Annotated in this window: 15 protein-coding genes; 8 read left to right on the top strand and 7 right to left on the bottom strand. The window is 40.3% G+C overall.

Features of this window, described 5'->3' with window-relative positions; genetic code table 11:
* Positions 1 to 20 precede the first annotated feature (20 nt).
* On the top strand, positions 21 to 944 hold the full coding sequence (gene xerD, locus ACMAZF_RS15700; RefSeq protein WP_435274692.1) for a site-specific tyrosine recombinase XerD: 924 nt from the start codon (positions 21 to 23) through the stop codon (positions 942 to 944).
* Positions 945 to 951: 7 nt separating this feature from the next.
* On the opposite strand, the gene dxs is transcribed toward xerD, so the two are convergent.
* The 3 genes from dxs to xseB are packed head-to-tail and all read right to left on the bottom strand — an operon-like array spanning position 952 to position 3974.
* Positions 952 to 2832: a 1-deoxy-D-xylulose-5-phosphate synthase gene (gene dxs / locus ACMAZF_RS15695; RefSeq protein WP_435274691.1), complete on the bottom strand. Its 1881-nt coding sequence runs from the start codon at positions 2830 to 2832 to the stop codon at positions 952 to 954.
* A 21-nt stretch (positions 2833 to 2853) separates the two neighbouring features.
* Positions 2854 to 3729, bottom strand: coding sequence for a (2E,6E)-farnesyl diphosphate synthase (gene ispA / locus ACMAZF_RS15690; RefSeq protein ID WP_435274690.1), 876 nt, complete (start codon positions 3727 to 3729; stop codon positions 2854 to 2856).
* Positions 3729 to 3974 (bottom strand): exodeoxyribonuclease VII small subunit, encoded by a 246-nt coding sequence (gene xseB, locus ACMAZF_RS15685; protein ID WP_435274689.1) that lies wholly within the window; start codon positions 3972 to 3974, stop codon positions 3729 to 3731. Before xseB ends, ispA begins: the two co-directional genes overlap by 1 nt.
* 222 nt (positions 3975 to 4196) lie before the next feature.
* Between xseB and pomA the strand changes: the two genes are divergently transcribed.
* From pomA to ACMAZF_RS15660, 5 genes are all read left to right on the top strand, one after another.
* Positions 4197 to 4955 carry a flagellar motor protein PomA gene (gene pomA, locus ACMAZF_RS15680; protein WP_435274688.1) on the top strand — a complete coding sequence of 253 codons (759 nt, stop codon included), beginning with the start codon at positions 4197 to 4199 and terminating at the stop codon, positions 4953 to 4955.
* Between the two features lie 2 nt (positions 4956 to 4957).
* Positions 4958 to 5878 carry a flagellar motor protein MotB gene (locus ACMAZF_RS15675; RefSeq protein WP_435274687.1) on the top strand — a complete coding sequence of 307 codons (921 nt, stop codon included), beginning with the start codon at positions 4958 to 4960 and terminating at the stop codon, positions 5876 to 5878.
* 152 nt (positions 5879 to 6030) lie between these two features.
* A complete protein-coding gene (thiI, locus tag ACMAZF_RS15670; RefSeq protein WP_435274686.1) occupies positions 6031 to 7485 on the top strand; it encodes a tRNA uracil 4-sulfurtransferase ThiI in 1455 nt (484 codons plus the stop codon).
* Positions 7486 to 7810: 325 nt separating this feature from the next.
* On the top strand, positions 7811 to 9073 hold the full coding sequence (locus ACMAZF_RS15665; RefSeq protein ID WP_435274685.1) for a DEAD/DEAH box helicase: 1263 nt from the start codon (positions 7811 to 7813) through the stop codon (positions 9071 to 9073).
* Positions 9074 to 9166: 93 nt separating this feature from the next.
* The gene (locus ACMAZF_RS15660) at positions 9167 to 9745 is read left to right on the top strand and encodes a hypothetical protein (RefSeq protein ID WP_435274684.1); all 579 of its coding nucleotides are present in this window, start codon (positions 9167 to 9169) and stop codon (positions 9743 to 9745) included.
* Between the two features lie 130 nt (positions 9746 to 9875).
* Here ACMAZF_RS15660 and ACMAZF_RS15655 read toward each other — a convergent pair whose 3' ends face one another.
* Both ACMAZF_RS15655 and ACMAZF_RS15650 read right to left on the bottom strand, forming a co-directional pair.
* Positions 9876 to 10802: a ketopantoate reductase family protein gene (locus ACMAZF_RS15655; RefSeq protein ID WP_435274683.1), complete on the bottom strand. Its 927-nt coding sequence runs from the start codon at positions 10800 to 10802 to the stop codon at positions 9876 to 9878.
* On the bottom strand, positions 10795 to 11211 hold the full coding sequence (locus ACMAZF_RS15650) for a VanZ family protein (RefSeq protein WP_435274682.1): 417 nt from the start codon (positions 11209 to 11211) through the stop codon (positions 10795 to 10797). The genes ACMAZF_RS15655 and ACMAZF_RS15650 overlap by 8 nt, the downstream gene beginning before the upstream one ends.
* A 284-nt stretch (positions 11212 to 11495) precedes the next feature.
* Between ACMAZF_RS15650 and ACMAZF_RS15645 the strand changes: the two genes are divergently transcribed.
* Both ACMAZF_RS15645 and ACMAZF_RS15640 read left to right on the top strand, forming a co-directional pair.
* Positions 11496 to 11981 carry a YajQ family cyclic di-GMP-binding protein gene (locus tag ACMAZF_RS15645; protein ID WP_435274681.1) on the top strand — a complete coding sequence of 162 codons (486 nt, stop codon included), beginning with the start codon at positions 11496 to 11498 and terminating at the stop codon, positions 11979 to 11981.
* 14 nt (positions 11982 to 11995) lie between these two features.
* Complete coding sequence (locus ACMAZF_RS15640; protein WP_435274680.1) at positions 11996 to 13246, top strand: AmpG family muropeptide MFS transporter; 1251 nt, start codon at positions 11996 to 11998, stop codon at positions 13244 to 13246.
* Between the two features lie 267 nt (positions 13247 to 13513).
* Here the strand turns inward: ACMAZF_RS15640 and ACMAZF_RS15635 are convergent, their stop codons facing one another.
* Positions 13514 to 13855: a hypothetical protein gene (locus ACMAZF_RS15635; RefSeq protein ID WP_435274679.1), complete on the bottom strand. Its 342-nt coding sequence runs from the start codon at positions 13853 to 13855 to the stop codon at positions 13514 to 13516.
* Positions 13856 to 13910: 55 nt separating this feature from the next.
* A complete protein-coding gene (locus ACMAZF_RS15630) occupies positions 13911 to 14555 on the bottom strand; it encodes a peptidylprolyl isomerase (protein ID WP_435277264.1) in 645 nt (214 codons plus the stop codon).
* Between the last annotated feature and the right edge of the window lie 2 nt (positions 14556 to 14557).

Below are 14557 nucleotides of genomic sequence, written 5' to 3'. Positions count from 1 at the left end.
AACAAAATCTAGGAGAAATTGTGCAGAGCAATTTAACCAAAACACAAAAAACTCAACAACATGAGCATCCGTTAGTTGCTCAATTCATTGACATGTTGTGGCTAGAGCAAGGGTTAAGTGACAATACGCTATCGAGTTATCGTAGTGATCTTAAATTATTTCGTCTGTTCTTGCTAGAGTGCGATACAGACATTGATAAAGCATCTTTTGACGATATTGTGAGATTTCAACATCATTTGGTGGAGTTAAAACGAGCAAAAAACACGGTCACTAGAATGATAAGTGCATTACGTCGTTTTTATAACTATCTGCAAACTCATCACTTAATTGCGATAAATCCGACGTCGAAAGTAGTGATGCCAAAGGCTGATAAAAAACTACCTAAGACATTGTCTCAGCAGCAGGTAGAGGCCTTGCTTGATGCGCCAAATATTGACGATGCTATTGAAAATCGCGACTACGCAATGCTTGAACTACTTTATGCAACAGGCATGCGAGTGACCGAATTAGTGAGCCTGCAAATGCCGCAAATAAGTTTGCAACAAGGAGTTATTAGAGTTATTGGTAAGGGAAACAAGGAACGATTAGTCCCCATGGGAGAAGTGGCGGTGGATGCGTTAACAAATTATATTCAATATTCTCGCAACGAATTATTAAAAGTAAGCTCTGATGTGTTGTTCCCAAGCAAACGTGGCACTCAAATGACAAGACAAACGTTTTGGCATCGCATTAAAGCTTATGCTATAAGGGCAAATATATCGGTAGAGTTATCACCACATACACTGCGACATGCATTTGCGACTCACTTGGTAAATCATGGAGCCGACTTACGAGTAGTGCAATTATTGTTAGGTCATAGTGACTTGTCGACGACACAAATTTACACGCATGTCGCCAAAGCAAGATTACAAGAATTACACAGTGTCCATCACCCTAGAGCGTGATTAGATACTATTGATTTAAATAGCTGTTAATCTGTTTGATTAAGCCATCACTATCAAGTTCAAGCATTGCTTGTTGCTGAGCTTGAGTACCTTGGCAAACGAACTTATCAGGTAGGCCAATATTAAGAACCGGCGTAGCGAGTTTTTTATTCATCACAAATTGTGTTACTACACTGCCTGCACCGCCAATGATGGCATTTTCTTCAACGGTTACCAATACGTCATGGTTTTGCGTTAATTCTTCTACCAAACTTTCATCAAATGGTTTTACAAATCGCATATCAACAACGGTTGCATCAAGTGAGTCGCCGGCAGTTAGGGCGTGGTTTAATAACGTCCCATAGCTCAAAATAGCGACTTTTTTGCCATCTTTCTCTTTAGTTGATTGGCGTTTAACGAGTGCCTTACCTATTTCAAGAGCGGTCATTTCATCGTTAATTTGGGCATTTGTTGCACCGCCTCGTGGATAGCGTACCGCAGCAGGGCCTTGATGAATGTAACCCGTATATAGCATTTGACGACATTCGTTTTCATCGCTTGGCGCCATGATTAACATATTAGGCACGCAGTTTAGAAAACTTAAGTCAAATGCACCTTGATGAGTTTCACCGTCTGCGCCGACAAGTCCGCCACGATCTACTGCAAATAGCACATCTAAATTAGGAATGGCAACATCGTGAATTAGCTGGTCATATCCGCGCTGGAAGAATGTTGAATAAATCGCGACAACTGGTTTAAGGTTTTCACAAGCCATGCCTGCGCCCAGGGTGACGGCATGTTGTTCTGCGATTGCGGCATCAAAGTATTGCTGTGGAAACTTTTGAGAAAATTCCACCATGCCAGAACCTTCTCGCATGGCAGGGGTAATTCCCATGAGTTTACCGTCTTTGGCTGCCATATCGCATAACCAATTTCCAAATACTTTAGAAAAGGTTATTGCACCTGAACTCGCTGGCAAAGAAGTCGTTGTAGGATCAAACTTTGGAACGCCATGATAACCGATTGGATCTTGCTCTGCTGGCTCGTATCCTTTACCTTTTTTGGTCATTACATGAAGAATTTGCGGCCCTTTCAGGTTGCGCATATTTTTAAGTGTCTCTACTAACCCGTTGACATCGTGACCGTCCAATGGGCCAATGTAATTGAAACCAAATTCTTCAAATAAGGTACCAGGAACAACCATGCCCTTTAGATGCTCTTCAGAGCGGCGCGCTAGTTCTTTGATGCTAGGCACACCAGATAATAGCTTTTTACCACCTTCGCGAATCGATGTGTACATTTGACCTGTTAGCAGCTTGGCCAAATGATTGTTTAATGCACCCACATTTTCTGAAATCGACATTTCGTTATCATTCAGAATAACGAGCATGTCTTTGTCAATTGAACCGCCGTGGTTCATCGCTTCAAAAGCCATACCACCTGTGATTGCTCCATCGCCGATCACGGCAACGACTTTTCGATCAAGCCCTTCTTTTTCAGCGGCAATCGCCATTCCTAGCGCAGCACTAATGGATGTGCCTGAATGGCCTACGGTAAAGGTGTCAAATTCACTTTCTTTACGATTTGGGAAAGGGTGTAATCCGTCTTTTTGGCGAATAGTGTGCATACGATCGCGACGATCAGTCAAAATTTTATGAGGGTAGGCTTGATGACCAACGTCCCACACAATACGATCTTTTGGCGTGTTAAATACGTAATGCAATGCAACTGTCAGTTCGACAGTCCCTAAGCCAGAGGCTAAATGGCCACTGGATTTACTAACCGTTTTTAACAAATAGCTACGTAATTCATCGCTCAATTGCGATAAATTGGTTTGTGGCAGTTGACGAAGTTCCTGTGGCGTATTGGCTAACGCTAACAATGGAAATTGTGAAATATCTACGCTCATAAATTTATTTATAATTCTTTTTTATTGGTTACGCGCAATAATATATCGGGCGAACGCTTGTAATAATGTGCTATCAAATGGCAACGCTTGTAATGAAGAAATTGCTTGCTCAATCAGCTGTTTAGCTTTGTCTTGTGCTGATTCAAGCCCTAATAAAGCAGGGTAGGTGCTTTTATTTGCGGCTTCATCAGAGCCTTGAGGCTTGCCTAAGGTCTCAGTATCGCCAATTACATCCAAAATGTCATCATGAACTTGGAAGGCTAAGCCAATGTTCTGTGCGAAAGTGTTAAGTAGCTCTCGATGAGTTCGACTTGCGTTAGCGGCAATAGCACCTAATTCGACAGCGGCGCATATTAAAGCACCTGTTTTTAAACGGTGTATTTGCTCCAACTGTGCTAATGACACTTGTTTATTGGTGGCGGCTAAATCTAGCGCTTGACCACCGCACATCCCTTGATAGCCACTTGCTTTAGAAAGGCATTGCATCATTTCAAGGCGTTGCTCAGCATTTTGCGGTGCTTGGCCAATTAATTCAAAAGCGAATGTCTGTAGTGAATCGCCAGCTAAAATAGCCGTCGCTTCATCAAACGTAATATGACAAGTTGGCTGACCACGACGCAAAGCATCATCATCCATAGCTGGAAGGTCGTCGTGAATTAACGAATAGGCATGAATGGACTCAATAGCACCAGCTGCGTTATCTAGCTGCGACTTTTCAACACCAAACATTTCGCCTACAGCGTAGACGAGAAAAGGTCTGATCCGTTTTCCACCTAAGAGTAACCCATGATTCATTGCTTGATGAAGTTGTGGTTCATTAATAGTAATTTGAGACAGCGCAACGCTTAAGAAATCATTAACGCGCTGTTGATTTTGTTGAATTTGAACGACAGGCACTAGCTTTCCTGAGAATTGTCAAAAGGCGTTAACGCTGATTCACCGTTGTTAGCCATTAAAATATCAACCTTTTGCTGTGCACCTTGTAGCTTTTGTTGGCCATTGCGCGCGAGCCCAATACCACGTTCAAACTGAGTGAGTGCCTTGCCTAGCGGTAAGTCTCCTTGTTCAAGTTGTTGAACTATTGTCTCAAGCTCTTCAACGCTAGCTTCAAAGCTCATGTTTTCTATTTTCTTGCTGGCCATTTCAACGTCCTAATGGAGTATTTCGCGCAACCTTAGCCCACTTCATCGATGTTTTCAATTATTTAGGCTTGTAGGTGGTTAATTCGATAATTTTTGATAAAAACACTAAACAAATCATGCGATGTTCCGATATGATGGATGTAGATTCTAATTTGTTATGTTTTAGCAATTTATCTCGCAATAGATAGATATTGCAATAAGATTTGTCACAGGAGAGGTTCAGTGGATTTAGCTACATTAATAGGCATGATTGGTGCATTTGGTATGATCGTAATGGCCATGATGCAAGGTGGTGATTTAGGCATGTTTATCGATGTGCCGTCTGTTCTAATCGTATTTTGTGGTTCTCCTTTTGTTGTAATGATGATGTATTCCATGGGGCAATTTGTCGGTGCTGGTAAGGTATTCGGTAAGGCTTTCATGCTTAAGTTAGATGATCCACAAGATTTAATTGCCAAGGCCGTTGAATTAGCTGATGCTGCGCGAAAAGGTGGCTTTTTAGCACTAGAAGAAGCGGAGATCCCAAGTCCTTTCATGCAAAAGGGCATTGATATGCTGGTTGATGGTCATGAAGCTGACGTTGTGAAAGCAGCATTGGGTAAGGACATTGATTTAACGTTAGAGCGCCATAAAGCGGGTGCTGGTTTCTTCAAGTCGTTAGGTGATGTTGGCCCTGCAATGGGGATGATTGGTACATTGATTGGTTTGGTAGCAATGCTGCAAAACATGGATGATCCTAAAGCTATCGGTCCTGCAATGGCGGTTGCGTTGTTAACAACCATGTATGGTGCAATGCTGGCAAACTTAATAGCGCTGCCTGTTAGTGAAAAGTTAAGTTTACGTGGCGGTGAAGAAGCACTTAATCAAACGCTTATTTTAGATGCTATTTTGGCTATCCAAGATGGTCAAAACCCACGTGTTATCGAAGGAATGCTGCAAAACTATATTGCTGAAGGTAAACGTCCGGCGCCTGAGGAGTAATTATGAGCGACGATTGCCCTAAATGTCCCGATTGTCCTCCTGAAGGTTTGCCTGCTTGGATGGGGACGTTCGCCGATCTGATGTCACTGTTAATGTGTTTCTTTGTATTGCTATTAGCAATGTCTGAAATGGATGTGCTTAAATTTAAGCAAATCGCAGGTTCGATGAAATACGCTTTTGGTGTTCAAAACAAAATTGAAGTAAAAGACATTCCAAAAGGAACCAGTGTTATTGCTCAAGAGTTTCGTCCTGGACGTCCAGATCCAACGCCCATTGAAATAATTAACCAGCAAACTGCTGAAGTAACTCAACGCGAGATTGATTTTCAAGCCGGCGAAGATGCCAATTCTGGTGGTAAAGAGCAACAACGTGGCGACCAGCGAGGCGCTGCTGCAGCTGCTGATAGTCCATCTGACGCAGAAAAATCTGCCGCTCAAGAGGAAACAAATCAAGAGCTCAAGAAAATGGCTGAAAAGCTTGAAGAGCAAATTGAAGATGGCGCTATAGAAATAGAGTCTCTTGGTCAGCAAATAATTATTCGAATCCGTGAGAAGGGCTCATTTCCTTCAGGCTCTGCTAATTTACAGCCACGTTTTGTACCTGTCATTACCAAAGTTGGTGAGCTGCTTGCAGACATTCCAGGGGAAATCACTGTATCGGGTCATACTGATAGTGATCAGTTACATACCGAGCTCTATAAATCGAATTGGGAGTTGTCGAGTTTACGTGCTGTGGCGGTTGCACATGAACTTGTAAAAGTTAGAAACTTTAATCCGACGAGATTACAGGTTGTTGGTTTAGCTGATATGAAGCCATTGACGGATGGTACTGACATACTTTCTCAACGCCGAAATAGACGTGTTGAAATTGCTATCATGCAAGGTAAGGCAAAAGAATCTAAGAAAATTGGTTTAACTGAATAAGCCAATTGGGGCTAATAAAAAGGGAAGCGCTTCGTTTCCCTTTTTTATGCGCATTATCTAACGAACATCATCACATTTCACAGCTTATAACTTCTGCTATGCTCGCCCTTTATGTATAATGCGCGCCAAATAAACGGCAAGTGGCATGACTCATGAAATTTATCCTTAAGTTTTACCCTGAAATTACTATCAAAAGTAAATCAGTTCGTAAGCGTTTTTGTAAACTACTTAACTCGAACGTACGCAATGTATTGCGCCGTTTTGATGATACAGTCACAGTGCAACTAGACTGGGATAAATTAAATGTTAATACCAGCAACGATAGCGATGAAAACATTGCCCGCTTAGTTGATGCCATGCAGTGTATTCCGGGTATTGCGCATATTTTGCAAGTGACTCAACACAGCTTTACAGACGTACATTCTATATATGAAACCGTTGCGCCTTTAGTTGCTGATTCTATTGAAGGTAAAACATTTTGTGTTCGCGTTAAGCGCGCTGGCAATCATGATTTTACATCAAATGAAGTTGAACGTTATGTTGGTGGTGGTTTAAATCAACATTACCCATCGCTAGGCGTTAAGCTTAAGAAACCTGAGCACACAGTTAAACTGGAAGTACGCAATAATGATTTATTTGTTATTGCTGCGCGTTATGAAGGCATCGGCGGTTTCCCATTACCGGCACAAGAAGATGTTTTATCGTTAATGTCTGGTGGTTTTGATTCTGGCGTTTCAAGCTACATGATGATTAAAAAAGGTGCTCGAACCCACTACTGTTTCTTTAACCTTGGTGGTGCTGCACACGAAATCGGTGTTAAACAGGTGTCTTATTATTTATGGGATCGCTTTAGTGCCTCACATAAAGTAAAATTTGTAACAGTGCCGTTTGAAGGTGTTGTTGGCGAGATTTTAGAAAAAGTAGAAAACAGTCAAATGGGCGTCATTTTAAAGCGTATGATGATGCGCGCCGCTGAACAAGTTGCTAAGAAAATGAAAGTTGAAGCCTTGGTAACCGGCGAATCTTTAGGTCAAGTATCAAGCCAAACACTGACAAATCTTGGGGTTATTGATAAGAGTATCGACACGCTAATTTTACGCCCGCTAACCGCTTATGATAAGCAAGATATTATCAATATTGCTGACAAGATTGGTACTAAACCATTTGCAGAAGTGATGCCTGAGTATTGCGGCGTTATCTCGCAGAAACCAACCGTTAAAGCGGTGATGTCGAAAATTGAAGCTGAAGAAGCAAACTTCGATTTCGCTGTGCTTGAAAAAGCATTAGAAGATTCAGTAATGATGGATATTCGCGACATTGCTAACGAAACGAAAGAAGTGGTTAGCGAAGTTGAAACTGTATCTGAGTTTGGAGTAAACGATATCATCCTTGACGTGCGTTCACCTGACGAAGAAGACGAAAACCCGTTAGAAATTGACGGTGTTGAAGTTCAACATTTACCGTTTTATAAATTGGCGACTAAATTTGGCGATTTTGATCAGTCAAAGCAATATTTATTCTACTGTGATCGCGGTGTGATGAGTAAGTTACAGGCGTTGTTCTTAATTGAACAAGGGTTTAGTAATATTAAGGTTTATCGTCGATAACAATCCGCCATTAATTGGCTGAACCTGAGTTTTGATGCGCAATTGAGAGTTGTCAATTAGTTGAGTTTATCATATGCGCACCAGTTACTTTTCTTTGCTTCGCCAAAGAAAAGTAACCAAAAGAAAGGCGACCCGTACATTAGCTGCTTATCTTAAACTTTGCGACTTGCTTAACATTCACGCTTTTTATCCGCATCCTTGCGGAAAAAGCTAAAAAATCATCCATGATTTTTTGAATCGCAAGTCTTGAGTTTAAGGCAACTAAAAACGTGGTAAGCCCCAACTTAAGCATTTCAAGCAACTTTAACATTTCCGAGAAATTAAGATGACCTTCAATAATTTAGGCCTCAGTCAACAGCTTCAAACCATTGTCAGCGACCTTGGTTATCAAACCCCAACGCCAGTCCAAGAAAAAGCAATCCCTTTAATTCTCGAAGGGCGTGATGTGATGGCTGGAGCGCAAACGGGTACTGGTAAAACTGGGGCATTTGCATTACCTATTATTGAGCAGTTGTCGCAGCGTAAACGACTTGATAACACTGTACGTGCGTTAGTGCTTACTCCAGCGAGAGAGCTCGCTCAACAAGTTAGTAAGAGCTTTGAAACTTACGCAAAAGGCAGTGAGCTTAGCATTGAACTGGCTTACGGCGGGGTAAGTTTAAACCCACAAATTGCAGCGCTTAAAAATGGCTGTGATGTGTTGGTGGCAACACCGGGGCGATTACTTGATTTACTATTTAAAGGGACTTTTGATTTAGATGCGCTCGAATATTTAGTATTTGATGAAGCTGATCGCATGCTTGATATGGGCTTTATTATCGATATTAAACGCATTCTTAAGCGCGTGCCTGATTCTCGTCAAACCATGTTATTTTCTGCGACTTTTGATGATGCGATTATCGATTTGTCGAAACGCTTCTTAAATAAACCTGAGCTTATTGAAGTTGCTCAACGTAATACAACGGCCGCGCAAATTGAACAGATTATTTATAACGTTGACGAGGACAGAAAGCGCGAATTAACGTCATTTATGATTGGCTCAAAAAACTGGCAACAGGTGCTTATCTTTGTTCGTACTCGTCAAGGTGCTGATGCACTTGCTAAAGAGATGTGTAAAGACGGCGTTAAGACTCAGTCTATTCACGGCGATAAATCTCAAGGGGCTAGGGATAAGGCATTAGAAGAGTTTAAAAGTGGTAAAACGCGTGCCCTGGTTGCAACCGATGTTGCAGCGCGAGGACTCGATATTGAACAACTCAATTACGTCATCAACTATGAGTTACCGTATATTGCTGAAGATTATATTCACCGCATTGGCCGTACGGGACGTGCGGGTAATACGGGGCTAGCCGTATCATTAATGAGCATTGATGAAGAGTGGTTATTAGACGAAATCGAAAGCATTGTTGATGAGAAACTTCCTCAAGCCTGGTACCCCGGTTATGAGCCCGATTTAACTAAAACCAGCAGCGTTAATAAAAATAGCAAGTCTGCAAAAAAACGTCGTGCCAACGAGCGCGCGGGTGGTAAGCGTCAATCAGGATCTAATAAACATCGTAATCGAAGTGGTGGAAACCGTCGCCGCTAAAACTAGTTTTTTATGACTCCTCTTAAATATGTGGAACGATATTATTCTTTGTGAGTCGTATCGTTTCACCATATTTAATGAGAGAACAGTTAGATGAAAAACCTAAAAGGACTTATCTTAGTCGCAGCAACACTTTTTATTACCGCCTGTACCAGCATTCCATTATCTACTATGTACAAAATGATGAACTTTAGCCCGCTTGAGTTTGATCCGAGAGAATTAGTAGTGGCAGTTAAAGTGCCGCATGGAATGAAAGTTCGCACCGGAGACCTTATTGTTGATTTTGGCTTTAAGGCGAAAGATGCAAAAAACAGTTTTAAACATCAATTTTTAGTGCAAGTAAGTCCCAATTATCAATTACCTCCTGAACTGGCTAAGGAAGTAGCACAAGGGGACAACATGACCATATTGCAACTGTCTAAAGAAGATGCGTTGACTATGTACAATGGGCAGCAAGCCGTTAAAAAATATCGGGAAAATTCTGATGACGGTGCAGGAAGTTTTGGGCTTAAAGTTGAGTCAGCATGTCGCGATGAAAACTTTTCAATCAACGATTCAAAACTTAATATTTATGTAAAGCTTGAAAAAGACGAAGAGTTTTTTATATTCACCGAAGATTTAGAGCTGGTAGATATGAGTGGTGCCTTGGAGAAGATACCTAGCTGTTCTTAAAAATAGTTATCAATGGTTTCGTATTGGCGCTCTAAAATAAAGATATATACTTAATAAAAATATACATAAACTGATATACATTGCGATACGCCCGATACGTTTTATCTTCATAGTGTCGACTTTTGATAGTTTATTGGCTTAAGTGGTTTTTGGTTAATGTGGCGATTAATTTACTATTTTCTATTAAATTAATATCTAGTTGACGACCTTTCGATATTAAATAGCCATTAATGAAATCAATTTCAGTCCGTCGCTGATATTTAACATCTTGTGCCATTGATGAATAGTTATCAGCGGTGGCTCTAGCAACAGCCATAATCATCTTCTTTAATGAGATCTCATCATGGGGCCAATCATTATCGAGTTTACTAATAACTTGCTGTAATTCTGCGATTAGTTTATCTATTTGAGGCTGAAAATCACTGTTGAGCAATTCGCCATTTTTACACTGATGGATTGCGGTTAATGGATTAATAACGCAATTGATAGCTAGCTTTAACAACAGAGGTTGTCGAATGTTTGAATGCGTTTCAACACTTGGTAATGCATTGTTTAATAACTGTTGCCATTCTTCCAGAAGTCCTTCTTCAGTGTTCTGGTAATTTCCGATGATGGTGTTACCTACTCCTGTATGAGTCAATGTATTGTGGTTTTTTAACGCGCCGTGTGTCGTCGTGGCCAATATAACTTGATGTTGACTATCAATGGCTAGGGTATCAATTGCCCCCATGCCGTTATGTAGTAGCATAATAGGAACAGAAATTTTATGTAAATGAGGTAATAGGGCAGATTGAACTTGATAAGCCTTGGTCGTTACTAGAACGAGATCAACAGATTCAGGAAAGTTATGGCTAAAAATTAGATGATTAATTAGTTCCTTACCATCACGAGTAACAAATTGCTGTTTGCTTGGTGGCAGAATAAGACGGTGGCTTAGCAGCGTCACTCGATGGCCTAAAGCAACTAACGAATGAGCCCATAATAATCCGATAGCGCCATGACCTAGGATGGCGATATGCTTTACAACATGTTTATCTTGTATTAAAGGACTAATCATGTGTCTTTTGGTTAAATATAGCTTTAAATTTGGGGCTTAAGGTAAGTAGATAAAATAAAGCAACACCCAGTGTGTCAGCGGCTACATCATCAAGACCACCTGAGCGATAAGGAATGAAATATTGAACACATTCTACAGCGATACCGTAAGAAACTAATATCAAAACCTGCCAAATACGCGAAATGTTAAAGCATTTGTACATCAATACACTAAGACAGAAAAAAACGATGATGTGACCGTATTTATCTGAATTTGGAATATTGTGCGGCAAGCTCTGTTGGCTAAAAAATAAATATGAGAAGACTAATATCGAGATAGTGAGAATCGATAGTGAAAATGCACGACTGTGCCATAGGGTTGAGATAAATGACGCCAAGTTGTTTCCTTTGTTCTTTAATACCAATTGCATTAAATATTTGCCCACTTGTACTTGTTAAAATTAACTAAAATGGCGTTGCTCTCAATCCTAATAGCCAGCTATTAGTCAATCGAGCGCCTTGTTTTAGCTGATTTTCTCTACGCACAACAAGATCACTTACTTAATGCAATTGGTATAAGTAAAATTTGAGCTAACACTACTTTATCACAAGGTAATTGATAACAATTAGTTTTATAGTAAATTTAGCCACTGTTTATTCAGGTTAAAACTGCTAATATCTCGTGATTAATTGTTAACAATTGTTGGAGCAGTCCATGCCATCATTTGATGTCGTATCAGAAATAGAAATTACCGAAGTAAGAAATGCCGTTGATAATTCAAATAGAGAATTAGCAACCCGTTTTGATTTTCGTGGTAAAGAAGCAAGCTTTGAATTAAATGGTGAAGTTGCCGTATTAAAAGCCGAAGATGATTTTCAAATTAATCAAATGCTTGATATTTTTAGGGCAAACCTTGTACGTCGCAATGTTGATACCCTAGCGATGGAAGTCGATGAAAAACCGACACATACAGGCAAGACATTTTCGAGTAATGTGAAGTTTAAAGAGGGTATTGAATCACTAGTGGCGAAGAAGCTAGTGAAAGAAATCAAAGCCTCTAAGATTAAAGTGCAAGTGGCTATTCAAGGTGAAAAACTAAGAGTCACCGGTAAGAAGCGTGATGATTTGCAAGCGGTTATGGCATTAATACGTCAAAGTGATGCAGAGCAACCGTTCCAATTCGAAAACTTTAGAGACTAGATTCAAGGCCATTAATGACCAAGTTGTCGATGAAAGAGGCGATATTTAATCGCCGCATGCTCATTTGTATTTTTACTGGATTTAGTTCTGGTTTACCGCTGTTTGTTTTATATCAGCTAGTACCAGGGTGGTTGCGTGACGAAGGTGTTAGCCTCACAGAAATCGGTTTATTTTCATTGATTGGCATTCCTTATGTGTGGAAGTTCGTTTGGTCACCAGCGCTTGATCGGTTTAGTTTTCCATTTCTAGGGCGGCGACGTGGCTGGATGTTAGTCACACAAATTACGTTATTAGTGTCCATTGCTGCATTTGGATTTATCGATCCAACCATGAATATATGGTCTGTGGCTTATCTAGCGGCAGCGGTGGCGTTTTTTAGCGCTAGCCAAGATATTGTTATCGATGCCTATCGACGGGAGCTTTTGTCAGATCAAGAATTAGGTCTTGGTAACTCACTCAATGTACAAGCCTATCGTGTGTCAGGTCTAATACCTGGTTCTCTAGCGTTTATTCTTGCCGATCATATGCCGTGGAATACTGTCTTTATCATTGTCGCAGCATTTATGTTCATTGGTGTTGGTGTCACCTTGTGTATCAAGGAAGCTCATATTGAACACAATGCGCCTAAAAGTATTAAAGATGCAGTTGTCCTGCCTTTTAAAGATTTTATTAATCGCGAAGGCTTGAAGAGTGCGTTGTTTATTTTGCTATTTCTAGTGCTTTATAAACTGGGCGATAGCATGGCTACTGCGCTACAAACCCCATTTTTTATTGACATGGGATTCACTAAAACTGAAATTGGCGTTGTCGCAAAAAGTGCTGGCTTGATTGCCATGATGGTTGGATTAGCTGTTGGCGGCATAGTGATGCTTAAATTAAGTATCAGTCGTGCCTTATGGTTATTTGGGTTTGTTCAAATCATTAGTATTCTTGGGTTTGCCGCTCTTGCCGAAATTGGAAACAACGTTTATGCATTGGCATTTGCGATGGGGTTTGAATATCTCGGTGTGGGTTTGGGCACCGCTGCATTTGTCGCTTTTATGGCTAAGCAAACCAACCCGACATTTGCAGCAACGCAGTTTGCCTTATTTAGTGCGTTAACTGCCTTACCTAGAACCTTTGCTAATGCTTCAACTGGTCTTATTGTTGAGCAAATTGGCTGGACTGGCTTCTACTTTTTATGTGTTGGTTTGGCAATTCCAGGCATGTTAATGTTACTGAAAGTTGCACCGTGGCATGACAAAGAATTAGAAAAGTCAGCATAAACAAATAAACTATTGGACTTAAAAACCATACAAGTTATACCAATTGCATTAAGTAAGTGATCTTGTTGTGCGTAGAGAAAATCAGCTAAAACAAGGCGCTCGATTGACTAATAGCTGGCTATTAGGATTGAGAGCAACGCCATTTTAGTTAATTTTAACAAGTACAAGTGGGCAAATATTTAATGCAATTGGTATTAAATAGCTCTGACAGGCAATAAAAAACGCGATTATCATTGATGATCGCGTTTTTTTATTGCTCAATACTTTTTAAGGTCTCACGCCAACACAACCTTGTGGAGGCGATAATTCTGGCTGCTTAAGGTATTGACAGCATTTACTAATTGATAAACGTAGATGTTTATTATTTGCTAAATCACCTTCGGATTCAAACTGTATTGTATAAAACAGATGCCAAAAAACGCGTTCAAAATCACTTAACGTGTCAGTGTCATCTTTATCGAGCCTATTCCATTCTTCTAATATATCCCAAACAATAATATGCACTTCTGAGAATGGGATTGCTCGTTCCATCAATTGATTGACGACGTAGGCTAGTTGTTGTGCTTTTTGTTTTATAAACAGTTCGGGTGTCAAAATATATATACTCAATTATTCTCTCCCTTGGCTGCTTGCGCGATAAATCTTCCTCGCTGACTCATCGACATTACTGCGCGATTATCGTTGCACTCTTTAAATATATTTTTGTAAGAGGAACATTGTCCCAACCTTTTTTAGAATCAGAGCCAACATAAACCTGATTCATCTTCTCTAACACTTCAATTCCATTTATTACCTCTCCAAAAACAGTATAGCCCCATCTGCGAGAGTTGGGATTTAAATTGTTGTTTCCGTCAGGTTTTAAATTGAAATAAAACTGTCGAGATGCAGAATGCGCTTCAGTTTCACGAGCCATTGCTATGGTACCGTAATCATTGGTTAATCCATTACCCGATTCGTTAACTATAAGATAGTCATCAGGTTTTTGAACCATACTTGGTAGTACGCCACCGCCTTGAACAACGAAGTTTTTCACTATGCGGTGAAAAATAGTATTGTCGAATTCTTTATTTTTGGTTAGCCATAAAAAATTATTGACGGTAACTGGCGCTCGCTCTCGATTTAATTCAACAACAATATCGCCCATACTCGTGATTAATTTTACTTGTGGAAATCCATTATCTGGTTGGATGTCACTACCACGATACTGTTGGCGCAGATCAATCGCATCTGTTGTTGTTTTTAACTCTTTGGCAACTAGCGGTAGGCCAAGAGACACGGATAATAGTAACGTAATAAAGAGCAATCTCAGAT

Origin of the sequence: Psychrobium sp. nBUS_13, from assembly GCF_051201665.1 — a bacterium.
Classification (GTDB): domain Bacteria; phylum Pseudomonadota; class Gammaproteobacteria; order Enterobacterales; family Psychrobiaceae; genus Psychrobium.
This window is presented reverse-complemented; position numbering and strand designations above follow the sequence as displayed.

Coding starts and splice junctions, on each gene's coding strand:
- ACMAZF_RS15650 (WP_435274682.1), bottom strand. CDS start 11,211: ATGCAATTGGTATTAAAGAACAAAGGAAACAACTTGGCGTCATTTATC.
- thiI (WP_435274686.1), top strand. CDS start 6,031: ATGAAATTTATCCTTAAGTTTTACCCTGAAATTACTATCAAAAGTAAA.
- ACMAZF_RS15675 (WP_435274687.1), top strand. CDS start 4,958: ATGAGCGACGATTGCCCTAAATGTCCCGATTGTCCTCCTGAAGGTTTG.
- ACMAZF_RS15665 (WP_435274685.1), top strand. CDS start 7,811: ATGACCTTCAATAATTTAGGCCTCAGTCAACAGCTTCAAACCATTGTC.
- dxs (WP_435274691.1), bottom strand. CDS start 2,832: ATGAGCGTAGATATTTCACAATTTCCATTGTTAGCGTTAGCCAATACG.
- ACMAZF_RS15640 (WP_435274680.1), top strand. CDS start 11,996: ATGACCAAGTTGTCGATGAAAGAGGCGATATTTAATCGCCGCATGCTC.
- ACMAZF_RS15655 (WP_435274683.1), bottom strand. CDS start 10,802: ATGATTAGTCCTTTAATACAAGATAAACATGTTGTAAAGCATATCGCC.
- xseB (WP_435274689.1), bottom strand. CDS start 3,974: ATGGCCAGCAAGAAAATAGAAAACATGAGCTTTGAAGCTAGCGTTGAA.
- ACMAZF_RS15645 (WP_435274681.1), top strand. CDS start 11,496: ATGCCATCATTTGATGTCGTATCAGAAATAGAAATTACCGAAGTAAGA.
- ACMAZF_RS15660 (WP_435274684.1), top strand. CDS start 9,167: ATGAAAAACCTAAAAGGACTTATCTTAGTCGCAGCAACACTTTTTATT.